Source organism: Enterobacter sp. SCRI0065 (assembly GCF_059766475.1).
In genome coordinates, this window is sequence record NZ_JCBAJB010000003.1 from 18,373 (window position 1) to 31,828 (window position 13,456).

Sequence of the window (13,456 nt, forward strand, 5' to 3'; positions counted from 1 at the left end):
GTCGATGGGAAAGTGAAAGCGCTAAAATGAAAATATTATATTTATGATAGTAAACAATGGATTATAAAACCTTGAAGTTTTGACAGCATAAAAAACATTCAGCGTTAAAAATCAAAGATACTTATCATTCCAGGCCATCAATCTCCCAAAGTGCGCCATCAGTCACACACATTGAAACGATGTTTTGATAATTTAACACCCAGCTTTTAACTTATCTTTCATTCAGATCTGGCGGCAGTGAAGTAGCAGGCCGTCAAGACAAAGGAGCGCATCATGGCTAAAGGTATGCGGGTCAAGCTGAACTATGACGTCAGCCGCGATCCGGATACAGGCGTGGAAATTACCCGCCTGACTCCACCCGAAGTAACTTGTCATCGTAACTACTTCTACCAGAAGTGCTTTTTCAATGATGGCAGTCACCTGCTGTTCGCGGGCGAGTTCGATGGTCACTGGAACTATTACCTGCTGGATCTGAATAAAGCCGAGGCCGTGCAGCTCACTGAAGGCGCTGGCGACAACACGTTTGGCGGCTTCCTGTCACCGGACGATACCTCTCTTTATTATGTGAAAAACGATCGCACCCTGCTGGAAGTGAACCTTGAGACGCTGGTCGAGCGCGAGGTGTATCGCGTCTCTGACGACTGGGTGGGTTACGGCACCTGGGTGGCAAACAGCGATTGCACTAAACTGGTCGGGATCGAAATCGCTAAAAGCGACTGGACTCCGCTGAACGACTGGAAAATCTTCCACGACTTCTTCCATAAAGGCCCTCATTGCCGCCTGCTGCGCGTTGACCTGAAAACAGGCGAAAGCGCAACAATCCATGAAGAGAAAAACTGGCTGGGTCATCCGATCTACCGTCCGTTTGACGATAATACCGTCGCTTTCTGCCATGAAGGCCCGCACGATCTGGTTGATGCGCGGATGTGGATGGTGAACGAAGACGGCAGCAACGTGCGTAAAGTAAAAGAACACGCGGAAGGCGAAAGCTGCACCCACGAGTTTTGGGTCCCGAACGGCTCGGCGCTGGTTTACGTCTCTTATCTGAAGGGTCAGCAGGGTCGCACCATTTATAGCTTCAACCCGGATACCGGAGTGAACGACGCGGTAATGCAGATGCCAGCCTGCTCACATTTGATGAGCAATTTTGACGGCACGCTATTGGTTGGCGATGGCTCCGGCACGCCGGTCGACGTGAAAGATACCAGCGGATACACCATCGATAACGATCCTTATCTCTATGCATTTGATGTGGCGAAAAAAGCGCACTTCCGTATTGCTCGCCACGATACCTCCTGGGCTACGGTGGCAAATAGCCGCCAGGTCACCCACCCGCATCCATCCTTTACCCCGGATGATAAAGCGGTACTGTTCAGTTCCGATAAAGACGGCAAACCGGCGCTCTATATCGCGAAACTCCCCGAGCAACCTGAAATGTTGCAAGCATGATTTGAGTTAGTGTTTCTGTAACTGGCCTTGCCCTCCTTTATGGAGGGCTTTTTTTTGGGGTCGCAATATATTCAGATATAAAAAAACCGACTCACATAAGTCGGTTTTTTCCCGGAGGTACTGCTTATTGATTATTAGAAAGAATACGCGACACCTAAACGGAAACGAGTCTGGCGCTCGTCTGTCTCTTTCACACCTACGTTACCCACTTCAACGTACGGTGCCCAGTTTTTATCCCATTTGTACGCCAGCTTGGCGTTATATTCGTTAGAGTAATCTTTGTTGTTATTACGAATCATCCCTTCTGAACTTTTCGCATAAACATAGTTCAGCTCGGTGCGCCAGTCTCCCAGAACCCAACCAACCCATGCATCGCCACGGTTCACTTTATCGTCTTCTTTATTTGAGCTTGACGGGTAACGGGTATATTCATAACGGTAACGCGCGGCAACATAGAATCCACTATCGAAGCTATATTGCAAATGCAAATTCGGTTTATAGATGGTGCGACTGTCGTTACTTTCAATCGTGAATGCCGGCGTCAGTGCGATATTATCGGTGGCCTTCCAGCGCCAGCTAATCTGGTCTTCATGGCCGTTACCTACCACGTCAGCAAACGGCTGATCGGCTTTATCACCGCCTGATTTCCATTTAGCTTCAACGGAGAAGCCCAGGCCATTTGCAAAACGATGCGACACGGAAACACGATCGGCATTTGAGCCGCTATCGATATATTCGTGACGCAGATCCACCGTTACCGCCTGGGAAGCGAAAGAAGCACCAATCAAAGACGCAAGGACCAGAGATTTCTTAAACATGAAAAAACCCTCAATTAAAATAACGTTTCGTTTTTATGAAATTGCATTTTATTTTTAAAGTAACGATATTTTAGTGACCAAGATCGTAATTATTTGTTTCATTTTTTTTGGCAATGATCGACGTGACAGACATCAACAAATGAAGGGGATTAAGGGTAAATTTCAAGATTAAGATCACACCAGGATCCTATTGAGGCGCAAGATGACACGTCACAAACGAATTGGAAGCTTTAGAATTAACTGATAAGCGTAAAAATATGATTCGACTCACAAACAAAAAAGCCTCCCGAATGGGAGGCTTCAATGGAAAATAGGATTAAGAACGAACTATCTTTCGATGGCAAGCGCGACGCCCTGTCCACCGCCAATACAGAGTGTTGCCAGCCCCTTACGGGCATCACGTTTGATCATCTCATGGACCAGCGAGACTAAAATTCGACAGCCAGATGCGCCAATTGGATGACCCAGCGCGATGGCCCCACCGTTCACGTTGACCCGGCGGGGATCCCATTCCAGCATTTTACCCACCGATAACGCCTGAGCCGCAAAGGCTTCGTTCACTTCAATCAGATCGACATCGCCAAGCTGCCAGCCTGCGCGTTCCAGACAGCGGCGCGTGGCGTAGACCGGAGCAATACCCATCAGGGCAGGATCGACGCCAACGCTGGCAAACGCTTTAATGCGCGCCAGTACCGGCAGGTTCAGCTCTTCCGCCTTGCTTTCACTCATCATCATCACCGCGGCCGCGCCGTCGTTGATTGACGACGCGTTACCAGCCGTCACCGAACCCAGCGTATCGAAGGCGGGATTGAGCATCGCCAGCCCTTCAGCACTGGCATCCGTGAGGGGCTGTTCATCGGTATCGACAATCAGCAGCTCGCCGTTTTGGCGAACCGTATTGACCGGTACAATTTCGTCGCGAAAACGCCCGGAATCAATCGCCGCGCGCGCCTTGTGCTGCGAGCTGAGCGCGTAGTCGTCCTGTAATTCACGGCTGATACCATATTCTCGCGCCAGATTTTCTGCCGTCACGCCCATATGGTAATCGTTAAAAGCGTCCCACAACCCATCATGCACCAGGCTATCGAGAAGCTGGCTATTGCCGAGCTGCGCGCCGGTGCGGCTATCGGTAAGCACATGCGGTGCGCGGCTCATGTTCTCTTGTCCGCCCGCAATAATGACGTCAGCTTCACCGCACTGGATCGCCTGCGTCGCCAGATGCAGCGCTTTCAGACCTGAACCACAGACGTCGTTGATGGTAATGGCAGAAACCGTATTCGGCAGTCCGCCTTTGAGCGCGGCCTGACGCGCAGGATTTTGCCCGGCACCCGCCGTCAGCACCTGGCCCAGAATCACTTCATCGACTTCATGCGCAGGAATTCCGCTGCGTTCCACGAGAGCCTTCAGCACCACGCTTCCCAGATCCACGGCAGAGTGGCGCGCAAGCGCACCTTGAAAACAGCCGATAGCCGTACGCAACGCACCCACTATCACGACATCTTTCATCTCTACCTCAGCGCAAATTGACATCGCTGATAGTAGAGGCATTGTTATCAACAATTAACGCAATTGTTTAAAAAAAGTGAGTTTAATCACAAAGGATTAGTGATTCCCCTGCAAATATTCGCGCAGCCAGCTCCCGGCCACGCCTGGCGGGGTACGTTTGTTCCACAGCAGGTCGATGGCAATCGATCGCGGCCAACCGGGGACATTCAGCTGAGTCAGCGTTTTCGCTGCGGCAAACTCCTCCACCAGCGCGCAGGGCAGCTCGCACCAGCCAAATCCTTGCACCGCCATACTGAGCAACAGCAAATAGTTAGGTGCAGACCACACCGGGCCTGCCGACAGCGTCGGCTCGCGTTCAAGATAGGTGTTAAGCCTCAGCTCGCGCCAGCCCTGTAGCTCGTCCCGTCCGACAGGACTTTGTGAGACCAGTGGGTGCGTTGCCGCCGCATAAATCGCCATGTGCGTCTGCAATGGCAAGCGCACCGCACCGATGTCCGTTGGATAACTTTCGCGCGCTTCAATGAGGCCGACTTGCGCCCGCTCCTTCTGGACCAAATCGACAACATCTTCCTCTTCACCAATAAGGCATTCAAACTCGGTGTGAGGAAAACGGGCATCGAACTGGGTCATCAGATCCTCCAGAACGTCCGGGTGCAGTGTATCCGACAGCACAAAGGCCAGCCTCGCTTCGGTTTGCGCAGTGAGCGACACGGCCAGCTCATCAAGACGAGCGCTGGCAGCGAGGATCGACTGCACATAGCCCAGAACCTGTTTGCCCTGCGAGGTTAATACCGGCTGCCGCGCCGAGCGATCGAAAAGCGCAAAGCCTAAATCCGCTTCAAGATGGGCAATGGCGGTGCTGATAGTGGACTGGCTTTTGCGCAGACGCCGTGCAGCAGCCGAAAAGGAGCCGGTGGCCACCGTCTCCACAAACGCGGTTAACGCTTCAGGGGAATAACGCATGATCTATCTACTTTATCGATGGTAACTATCTTTTATATATCATCTTTAGCGATAAAATAATCCCCTGTTCACGCCCATTTCGGCGAGTGAACTGATGAGGTTAAAGTCATGCAACACGATGTACAACAACGCAAGCTGCCGGAGCGCATCTTCCATGCGGTTTGCTTTGAGGCGATCGCCACGGCGATCCTCGCGCCAACAGCGGCCTGGCTGATGCAACGCTCGGTCATGGAGATGGGTGGGTTGACCATTATCCTGGCGACGACGGCGATGATCTGGAACATTATCTATAACTTTGGGTTTGACCGTTTTTGGCCCGTTCAGCGTGTCACCCGTACGGCAAAAGTCCGCGCCTTGCACGCGCTTGGCTTCGAATGCGGTTTTATCGTCATCGGGGTATCGATTGTCTCGGCGGTGTTGGGCGTGACCTTGCTTCAGGCATTCACGCTAGAAATAGGTTTCTTCCTGTTCTTCCTGCCGTACACCATGTTTTATAACTGGGCGTATGACACTCTGCGTGAGAAAAACATCAAGCGACGCCAGCAACGACGAGCCCTGGCAAATTAATTCCCTTTCGGCCGGAAACATTTTCCGGCCCATCCCAGCGAAGTCAACTACGCTCTCATCTCATAATTATGGTAAATTGCACTCCTTTTTGTTCATTTTATAGTTGATACGTTGCTCTAATGTCGAAAATTTGGTCAAAAGAAGAGACTCTCTGGAGTTTCGCCCTCTATGGCACCGCCGTGGGCGCAGGAACGCTGTTCTTGCCCATTCAGCTCGGCTCCGCAGGCGCTATCGTCTTGCTTATCACTGCCCTTGTGGCCTATCCATTAACCTACTGGCCGCACAAAGCGCTGGCCCAGTTCATCCTGTCGTCAAAAGCGAAAGGCAGCGAAGGGATCACCAGCGCGGTCACCCACTACTATGGGAAAAAGATCGGCAATCTGATCACCACGCTCTACTTTGTCGCCTTCTTCGTGGTGGTGTTGATCTATGCCGTGGCGATCACCAACTCGGTCACCGAACAGTTGGCTAAACATCTGACGGTAGACACCACCGTGCGCGTGTTGGTGAGTCTGGGTGTGGTGCTGGTGCTAAACCTGATCTTTCTGACGGGTCGCCACATCACGATTAAGGTGATGGGTTTTCTGGTGTTCCCACTGATTGCCTACTTCCTGTTTGTCTCGCTGTATCTCACAACGAGCTGGCAGCCTTCGCTGCTCACCAGCCAAATGGCGTTTGACCAACACACTCTGCACCAGGTATGGATTTCTATTCCAGTGATGGTTTTCGCTTTTAGCCATACGCCGATTATCTCTACTTTTGCCGTCGACAGGCGCGAAAAGTATGGCGATGCGGCCATGGGTAAATGCAAAAAAATCATGAAGGTCGCGTATCTGATTATTTGCCTGAGCGTGTTGTTCTTTGTATTCAGCTGCCTGCTGTCGATACCACCGTCGTATATTGTGGCGGCGAAAGAAGAAGGCGTGACGATTCTGTCCGCGCTGTCCATGATGCCCTCTTCCCCGGCCTGGCTGGGTATATCCGGGATTATCGTGGCCATTATTGCGATGTCGAAATCGTTCCTTGGCACCTATTTTGGGGTGATTGAGGGAGCAACGGAGATAGTGAAATCGTCACTGAATCAGGTGGGGATTAAGAAAAGTCGCGCCTTTAACCGCGCGTTATCGATTATGGCCGTGTCGTTCATTACCTTCGTGGTGTGTTGCATCAATCCAAACGCCATCTCGATGATTTACGCCATCAGCGGGCCGCTTATCGCCATGATTCTGTTTATCATGCCAACGCTTTCCACCTATCTGATTCCGGTGCTTAAACCGTATCGCTCCATCGGCAATCTCTTAACGCTTATCGTCGGCGTATTGTGCGTATCGGTGATGTTTGTAGGATAAGCAAAACGGTGTTCAGCCTGACGCTGAACACCGTTTATTATCAGAATTTAATCTCCCCGCCAAAGATCCAGGTTCGACCGCGCGCGGTGGTGTTCAACGACGCGCCTTCGATCGCATTATCCACACTCTGATTCATCCGGTTCAACGCCTCTGAGTAATCGCGGTCAGTGACGTTCTGCACGCCCAGACGCAGCATCACGTTATCCGTAACCTGATAGCTGCTGTAGAGATCGACGATGGTCGGGATACTCGGCATGTCTTCCTTCGGTACGGTGTTGGAGTCTATGCTAATGCCCTCAGTGCTTAACCGTTTTGACTTCCCGGTGAATTTCACCAGGCTACCCAATACCAGTTTCTCCTCGAAGAAGCGCGCGCCCACATCCAGCGTAGCGTAATAGCTCGGCAGATCGCTCATGTCGTCATAAGCAAAGCTGTAGGCGGTGCTGGCAATAGAGGTGGGCTGGTCGGTATGCTGCTTGCTCCAGGTCAGGTTGACGTAGGCAAAACCAATATCATACCCGGCTTCGATTTCGTAACCTCTTGAGGTCACTGGCGACAGCGTGTTGACGTAAATATTGGCGTTAAAGCCGCCCGCTGAATTATCAATATCTTTACAGCGCGAGCCGTCGTAACAAAGGAAGAAGGATTCGCTGTTAATGTAATCCTTAATACGTGATTCATAGGCCAGCGCCTTCAGGTGAAACGTATCTTTCTCGCTCAGTAACCCTACTTTGTTAACGTTAAACCCGGCCTGCCAGGTGTCTGCTTTTTCCGGTTTCAGGAACGGGTTCATCGACGCTCCGCCTTCATTGGAGAAGAACACTTCCTGCACGTTAGGCGCGCGCGAAGACCGGCTCCAGCCGACAAACGGTTGCAGCCACGGCGTGACCTGGGCAGATAAGGTGATCGCGGGATTCAGCGCCTTGTCATCCAAATCCAGCGTTGCTTCGCCCTGCGGGAAGCATTTCTCGTTATCGTCACAGGCCGGTTTCACGCCACTCACCTGGCTGCGGGTGTAGTTGAGATTCATATCGAGTTCGTAGATGCTCTTTTTCAGCACCAGTCCGGTATAGAGCGCTGAGATTTTCTGCTTACCTGACGGCACAAAGGCGTTTCTTTCCGTGTCGTTATCCTGGTAATACCGACGGGTATAGCGCGTGTCCATCAGCTTGCCGCCCACCAGGAATTCAACATCAACGTCAGCGTAGCTAAAGCGGCTGGTGTTGCTCACGTCCAACGCGTTGGACTTGTTTTCAGTTGAGGCATTATTGAAGTTGTACAGCGAGTCGGGCTTGTAGTCCTGATCTGCGCGGCTGGTGCTGGCGAGCACGTTAAACTCGATAAGCTCCGTCAGCGGCGCAAAGTGATAGCGCAGGTAGTAATCGTCGCTGGTGATGTCACGGCGGGTATAGGCGTTTTGATAGTTACGGCCCGCAAACTCAAGCTGATGATAAGGATCGGGATTGAAGTTCAATTTGTAGAGCTGCGACCGGGGCTCCTGACGCATGTACTTTACGTCCTCGCCGATAAAATCTTTACTGCTGCGCCCAGCGCCGTTATCAAAGGTCGCGTAGGTTCGGCTGCCGCTAATGCCCACGAGCGCGCCGACCAGGCCGCCGTTATCAAACGGATCGGCTTTACCCGCGACGGTAATCATGCCGGTGCGGCCCAGACCGTTATCGCCCACCGAGAAGCGCGACAACACGCCAGTCTGGCGGCCTTCTTTCACCACATCGTCTATCGCCAGCGTGCGCATGTTGGCACTGCCCGCCAGCGCGTTAACCCCCTGCGATCCGGCGCTGCTCCCACGCGTGACGTCCACTTGCGCCAGGAAGTTCGGGTCGATAAGCACGCCCGCGCCGTTGTTTTGCCCAAAATGATACGTAGTCGGTGCCATGCCGTAGTAGGTTTGCGTCACGCCATCGACCATGGTATTCACGCGCCCTAGCCCGCTCATACCGCGAATATTGACATTAACCGCGCCCTGCAAAGCATCGATTTGCGTATAGGTTCCGGCCATGCTGCGAAGCGAAGCATCGAGACTTTGCAGGTTCTCATTGAGCGTGCGCGAACTGTAGGCGCCCGGGCGAGTGTAGGTCTCTGCCGATGAACCTGGGTGGTTCGTGTCTGCCTGCGCGTTATCCGTAATGGTCAATGGTGAAAATACCGATTCCCCTTCGCTCTCGGCGGCAAAAGTGGTTCCGGGAACAATAAGACACCCTGTCAGCATATAGCCAACCATGTGTGTGCTTTTCAAAATAAACCCCTTATTTATTCTTCTGGCTATCAACAAAAATGAGGAAACTAAATGCCTGAGCAGAATCCTCAAGACGGGAATAGCGACCGCTGCGACCGCCATGCCCTGAATTCATATTGACGTTCAGGAGCTGAACACTCTTTTTTGTCGTATTTGCCGCCCGCACACGCGCGACGTATTTCGCAGCCTCCCAGTAAGGAACGCGAGAATCATTAAGTCCGGTGGTCACCAGCATGGTGGGATAAGGCTGAGGATGAATATTGTCGTACGGACTCCAGGCTTTTATTGCGACGTAGTCTTTCGCCAGGTTGGGATTGCCCCACTCGCTGTATTCCTGCTGGGTTAACGGCAGTGATTTATCCAGCATGGTGTTGAGCACGTCCACAAACGGTACCTGGAGCACGACCGCGCGGAATAATTCAGGTGCCTGGTTGACGGCCCCGGCAAGTAACAACCCACCTGCACTTCCGCCCATGCCATAGACACGATCGGCTGCTCCGTAACCCTGTTTTATCAGCCCGCGAGTGGCATCAATAAAGTCATTAAAACTGTTTTGCTTGTGCTCTTTTTTACCCGCCTGATACCAGGCCACGCCTTTCTCCCCGCCGCCGCGCACATGGGCTAGCGCAAAGACGAAACCACGATCCAGCAGGCTCATGCGCGGGGCGCTAAAGGCTGCATCCAGGCTCATGCCGTAGGCACCGTAGCCGTAAACCAGCAGCGGATTTTGCCCCTGATGGAAGCGGTCTTTTCGCCAGATAAGCGATACCGGAATGGTTTCGCCATCACGCGCGGTCACATGAATCAGCTTGCTGGTATAGGTGCTTGCCACCAGCCCCGGAACGGCTTTCTGATGGACGAGCGTAGTCGCGCCACTGTCCAGATCCCACTGGTAATAACCGAGCGGTGTATCGAGTGATGAATAAATATAAGTAAACGCTTTAGCCTGACCATCACTGTTATTGCCGGTGCGGGCCATATAGGTAGGATCGGGGAAGCTTAATTCCTGCCAGAGATTATGGGTGAAACTCAGTTTGCGATAGTGCGTTTTCCCTTCGTATCGCTGCGAAACCACCACGGCACGATCGAACAGAGTAAAGCCTTCCAGCTCGCGTTCATTATCAGGTGCTAATACGCGCTGCCAGTCCTCATCAACTTTGACGCGATATAACGCAAAGTTTTTATTTTCATGATTGCTTCGGATATAAAAATAGCCATTCGCGTTATCGACATAGTATTCCTTACCTGTCGCGCGCGGGCGCACCAGTTGCAACGGCCTGTGCACGTCATCGAGCGAAAGATAACGCACCTCGGAAGTATCATTGGCGCTAAGCGTTATCAGCAGAAAGCGGTCTGACGCCGAGCGCGCAATACCGGTAAAAAAGCGCCCGTCGTTTTCCTGCCAGAGTAATTCCTTTTTTTTTGTCGCCAGCTCATAGCGCATTACCTGATAAGGCGTAAGCGTCTGCGGATGCAGCCGGACGTAATAGAGCTGCTTTCCATCATTGCTAAATACGATGTCGTCGGAGGCCTGTTGGATATTCAGGTTTAGCCATTCGCCACGTCGAGTATCAAAAAGTGCAATGTTGTACTGTCCGTCGCTGGTTTCATCCTCCGCCAGCGCGATATAACGATTATCCTCGCTTACCGCATAGCGCCCCAGCGCGTAATAGTCTTTCCCCGCGCTACGTGTAGCGGTATCGATTACCGTTGTCCAGACGGTATCATTATTAGCTTTCCGCTGGATCTGGGGGAAATTTGCCCGCGCTGGATACTCAACCCGGTAAAAATAATCATGCTTTCGCACCGGCTGGGCATAATTATCCTGCACCTGATGCGCCTGCATTTCCTGATAGACCTGCGTCTGAAGCGGTTGCCACTGGGCAGCCAGCTTCTCGGTATAGTCATTTTCCTGGCGAAGGTAATTCAGTACCGTTTCATTCTGGCGTGAGTCGTCGCGCATCCAGCCATAATCATCCTGGCGTTTATCGCCGTGTATTTCTGAAGACTGCATAATCTTATTTGCGACAGGCGCTGGCGGTAGGCTATGGGCAATAGCACACCGTGCCGTTAGCGCGAGGCTAACAACAATTATTGAGAGATATTTCATTTATCGTCCTTTCGGTTTTATATCCTGAGCAGAGTAAACTCCACGGGCAGCGTCACTTTATGTATGCCGTTGCGTAATAATTCCGCGGGCGGCTGCGGCAACGGCTGGGCATTTTGCAACGCGGCCAGCGCTGCGCGATCGAGCGAGAGCGTACCGGAAGAATTCACCAGTTGGCTGGTCACAATCTCCCCTCGATTGTTCACGCTAAAGGCGATAACGGCAGTCCTGGTTCGTTTACGCTTTCTGGCATCTTCCGGATAGTTACGCATCCGATTGATTTTGCCTTTCACCAGCGATTCCCAGTTGATTTTGCTGTGGCTTAACTGCGCGGAGTCGGTATCGATCGGGGCCGAATTTCGCTGGCTAACGATCGCCTGTACCGGCGGCGCGGCGCGGCTGGTCACGGTCGAGTTCCCTTTCTCTTCACGCTGTTGCTGCTGAGCTTTTCTCTTTGTCTCCGGCTTCTTCACGACCTTTTGAACGGGCTTACGAGCCGCCATTTGTAACTCGGCCTCTTCAACAATTGGCAGCTCCGGCACCTCTTTTAGCTGGAGCGTTTCATCGGTGCTCATCGCTTCAACCTTGCGCTGCTGGCTGATGCCCGGCGGCTGCGTGGGGTAAATGAGGGAAACTTCCAGTTCGGGTGAATATTCCACCCTAACCGCCGCCGGTGAGGCGACAGGCTGCGAGTTGGCGAAATGGATAATAAACGGTAACGCTACGGCCAGGTGCGCCATCACGCTGATGACGCTGCCCCTAGCCCACGGCATGCGGGTTTCGAAGACTTCTGTCATTTTTTAGCGGCCGTTAAAGACCAGATATAATCGGCCTGTTTTACGCTCGGGGTCGCCCCGTCTGCTGCGAGTATCACGACAAGAGGTTTTGGACCATTCAGATCCTGAATATGCAGCGGTACGCCGACATCTTTTGCCGCGTGATAACCGCCTGCAAATAACAATGCAGGTTTTGGCGCATCAATAAGCTGTTGCGCCATAAAGCGATCGCGGTTTTGCTGAATGGAGAGCATCGCCGTGAGTTGTTCAGGCGCAATCTCACCCCCATGCATCAGGTAAATAATGGCCGACAGCGCATCACGAACGGCCGGCTGAGCGCTGTGTTCACCAGCGGGGAATGTCGGTTTTTTATAAAGTGTACTGACTTGCGCACGTGGAATATTCGCCGCGAGCAAGGGGTAATCACCCCGTAGTGCGGCCTTAACCAGGTCGCCGTATAGCGCCCACGGCCAACCTGGATTCCAGCGTAACGCTTCCTGAATCCGCGGATCGCGCATGGTTGCACCGCCTTGCAGCGCCTGCTTGACGTCATTCACTGCCGGCTGCTGATCGGCGGCGATCATCTCCATCAGCACGCTGCCCTGCTTGCGCTTGCTTTGCAGATTTTGCAGCAACCACAGCTCAATCGCATGATGCGCAACGTTAGTGTGTTCCTCCCCAACAATAACTATCGGGGCATCGCTCAAGGCACTGAGTAACGCTTCTGGCGTCAGCGTGGATCCCGTATGCGCATTTTGGATGTGCGAACCAGGCGGAATTTGTGTCGCGTCTGACGCGGTAGGTTGTGCTTTCTGACACGCGGTTAAGACCAGAGAGCCGCATAACAGCAGTAATACCGTAATAAATTTTAAATTTTTCATAATAATTAATGGCTTGCTATCTTGTTATGACAGCTTTATCCGTTTATTCGTGTAAACAACGAACAAACATTAATGCTAATGATAATTAATATCAAGATCATTAGCATTACCATTTAATTACCACGCTAATTTAAAGGTCTTTTCTATTCAATGAGTTAGACAAATAAAAATCGATGTGCATAAGTGATGACATCCTGGCAGCAGATTCACGCCCTGATATCGTCATACTCTCGCGTGTTATCAAATTCATGCTTAGCAAACGGGCACAGCGGGATAATTTTGCGTTTTTCTCCACGCATTTTCTCGACTACTTTTGCCACCAGCTTTTTGCCAACACCCTGCCCTTTCAGGCTCGCATCGACATCGGTATGTTCAATAATGCTCAGGTTTTCGCCAGTGGGTACGTAGACAATCTCAGCAACCTGGTTGCCCTGAGCATCATTGACATAAAACTTGTTATGGCCTTCCAGAATATCCATGATTCCTCTCTTATTTTTGGCGGTACTTCAGCGCGCCGCTTGGGCAGGTGTCGATCACTTTAACGATGATATCAACATCAACTTCATCGGGAATAATCCACGGTTTGCGTTTCAGATTGAAGAGCCTTGCACTTCCACGCACGCAGTTTCCTGAATGCTGGCACATACTCGTATTGAAATAGACATCCATTTTTTCGCCGGTGTAGACCCGGTAGCCCGCCTCCAGTAAATCCTTGTCCATGACATTGCCTCTGTTTTTTTTGGTATCGACATTAATCATAGGCTAACAGAACGCGAGGATACA

At 51.9% G+C, this 13,456-nt stretch carries 12 protein-coding genes; 3 read left to right on the forward strand and 9 right to left on the reverse strand.

Going from position 1 to position 13,456, the window contains the following annotated elements; all coding sequences use genetic code 11:
• Positions 1 to 273: 273 nt before the first annotated feature.
• Entirely contained in the window at positions 274 to 1,449 is a 1,176-nt protein-coding gene (locus AC6EMZ_RS10165; protein WP_498402341.1) for an oligogalacturonate lyase family protein, read from the forward strand.
• A 134-nt stretch (positions 1,450 to 1,583) separates the two neighbouring features.
• On the opposite strand, the gene AC6EMZ_RS10170 is transcribed toward AC6EMZ_RS10165, so the two are convergent.
• The 3 genes from AC6EMZ_RS10170 to AC6EMZ_RS10180 form a co-directional block, all read right to left on the reverse strand.
• Entirely contained in the window at positions 1,584 to 2,267 is a 684-nt protein-coding gene (locus AC6EMZ_RS10170) for an oligogalacturonate-specific porin KdgM family protein (protein ID WP_498402342.1), read from the reverse strand.
• 327 nt (positions 2,268 to 2,594) lie between these two features.
• A complete protein-coding gene (locus tag AC6EMZ_RS10175; RefSeq protein WP_498402343.1) occupies positions 2,595 to 3,773 on the reverse strand; it encodes an acetyl-CoA C-acetyltransferase in 1,179 nt (392 codons plus the stop codon).
• A gap of 96 nt (positions 3,774 to 3,869) precedes the next feature.
• On the reverse strand, positions 3,870 to 4,736 hold the full coding sequence (locus AC6EMZ_RS10180; protein ID WP_498402344.1) for a LysR family transcriptional regulator: 867 nt from the start codon (positions 4,734 to 4,736) through the stop codon (positions 3,870 to 3,872).
• A 108-nt stretch (positions 4,737 to 4,844) separates the two neighbouring features.
• On the opposite strand from AC6EMZ_RS10180, the gene AC6EMZ_RS10185 reads away from it, so the two are divergent.
• Together AC6EMZ_RS10185 and AC6EMZ_RS10190 are read left to right on the forward strand one after the other, a co-directional pair.
• Positions 4,845 to 5,303, forward strand: a complete 459-nt coding sequence (locus AC6EMZ_RS10185; RefSeq protein WP_498402345.1) for a multidrug/biocide efflux PACE transporter — start codon at positions 4,845 to 4,847, stop codon at positions 5,301 to 5,303.
• 119 nt (positions 5,304 to 5,422) lie between these two features.
• Positions 5,423 to 6,652 carry an amino acid permease gene (locus AC6EMZ_RS10190; RefSeq protein ID WP_498402346.1) on the forward strand — a complete coding sequence of 410 codons (1,230 nt, stop codon included), beginning with the start codon at positions 5,423 to 5,425 and terminating at the stop codon, positions 6,650 to 6,652.
• 40 nt (positions 6,653 to 6,692) lie between these two features.
• On the opposite strand, the gene AC6EMZ_RS10195 is transcribed toward AC6EMZ_RS10190, so the two are convergent.
• From AC6EMZ_RS10195 to AC6EMZ_RS10220, 6 genes are all read right to left on the reverse strand, one after another.
• The gene (locus AC6EMZ_RS10195; protein ID WP_498402809.1) at positions 6,693 to 8,882 is read right to left on the reverse strand and encodes a TonB-dependent receptor domain-containing protein; all 2,190 of its coding nucleotides are present in this window, start codon (positions 8,880 to 8,882) and stop codon (positions 6,693 to 6,695) included.
• A 37-nt stretch (positions 8,883 to 8,919) separates the two neighbouring features.
• Entirely contained in the window at positions 8,920 to 11,019 is a 2,100-nt protein-coding gene (locus AC6EMZ_RS10200) for a S9 family peptidase (protein ID WP_498402347.1), read from the reverse strand.
• Positions 11,020 to 11,036: 17 nt separating this feature from the next.
• On the reverse strand, positions 11,037 to 11,813 hold the full coding sequence (locus AC6EMZ_RS10205) for an energy transducer TonB family protein (protein WP_498402348.1): 777 nt from the start codon (positions 11,811 to 11,813) through the stop codon (positions 11,037 to 11,039).
• Positions 11,810 to 12,673 carry a ChaN family lipoprotein gene (locus AC6EMZ_RS10210; RefSeq protein WP_498402349.1) on the reverse strand — a complete coding sequence of 288 codons (864 nt, stop codon included), beginning with the start codon at positions 12,671 to 12,673 and terminating at the stop codon, positions 11,810 to 11,812. The genes AC6EMZ_RS10205 and AC6EMZ_RS10210 overlap by 4 nt, the downstream gene beginning before the upstream one ends.
• A gap of 206 nt (positions 12,674 to 12,879) precedes the next feature.
• Positions 12,880 to 13,152 (reverse strand): GNAT family N-acetyltransferase, encoded by a 273-nt coding sequence (locus AC6EMZ_RS10215; RefSeq protein WP_498402350.1) that lies wholly within the window; start codon positions 13,150 to 13,152, stop codon positions 12,880 to 12,882.
• A 10-nt stretch (positions 13,153 to 13,162) separates the two neighbouring features.
• Positions 13,163 to 13,393 carry a (4Fe-4S)-binding protein gene (locus AC6EMZ_RS10220; protein ID WP_498402351.1) on the reverse strand — a complete coding sequence of 77 codons (231 nt, stop codon included), beginning with the start codon at positions 13,391 to 13,393 and terminating at the stop codon, positions 13,163 to 13,165.
• Positions 13,394 to 13,456: the final 63 nt, after the last annotated feature.

Coding starts and splice junctions, on each gene's coding strand:
- AC6EMZ_RS10165 (WP_498402341.1), top strand. CDS start 274: ATGGCTAAAGGTATGCGGGTCAAGCTGAACTATGACGTCAGCCGCGAT.
- AC6EMZ_RS10170 (WP_498402342.1), bottom strand. CDS start 2,267: ATGTTTAAGAAATCTCTGGTCCTTGCGTCTTTGATTGGTGCTTCTTTC.
- AC6EMZ_RS10175 (WP_498402343.1), bottom strand. CDS start 3,773: ATGAAAGATGTCGTGATAGTGGGTGCGTTGCGTACGGCTATCGGCTGT.
- AC6EMZ_RS10180 (WP_498402344.1), bottom strand. CDS start 4,736: ATGCGTTATTCCCCTGAAGCGTTAACCGCGTTTGTGGAGACGGTGGCC.
- AC6EMZ_RS10185 (WP_498402345.1), top strand. CDS start 4,845: ATGCAACACGATGTACAACAACGCAAGCTGCCGGAGCGCATCTTCCAT.
- AC6EMZ_RS10190 (WP_498402346.1), top strand. CDS start 5,423: ATGTCGAAAATTTGGTCAAAAGAAGAGACTCTCTGGAGTTTCGCCCTC.
- AC6EMZ_RS10195 (WP_498402809.1), bottom strand. CDS start 8,882: ATGCTGACAGGGTGTCTTATTGTTCCCGGAACCACTTTTGCCGCCGAG.
- AC6EMZ_RS10200 (WP_498402347.1), bottom strand. CDS start 11,019: ATGAAATATCTCTCAATAATTGTTGTTAGCCTCGCGCTAACGGCACGG.
- AC6EMZ_RS10205 (WP_498402348.1), bottom strand. CDS start 11,813: ATGACAGAAGTCTTCGAAACCCGCATGCCGTGGGCTAGGGGCAGCGTC.
- AC6EMZ_RS10210 (WP_498402349.1), bottom strand. CDS start 12,673: ATGAAAAATTTAAAATTTATTACGGTATTACTGCTGTTATGCGGCTCT.
- AC6EMZ_RS10215 (WP_498402350.1), bottom strand. CDS start 13,152: ATGGATATTCTGGAAGGCCATAACAAGTTTTATGTCAATGATGCTCAG.
- AC6EMZ_RS10220 (WP_498402351.1), bottom strand. CDS start 13,393: ATGGACAAGGATTTACTGGAGGCGGGCTACCGGGTCTACACCGGCGAA.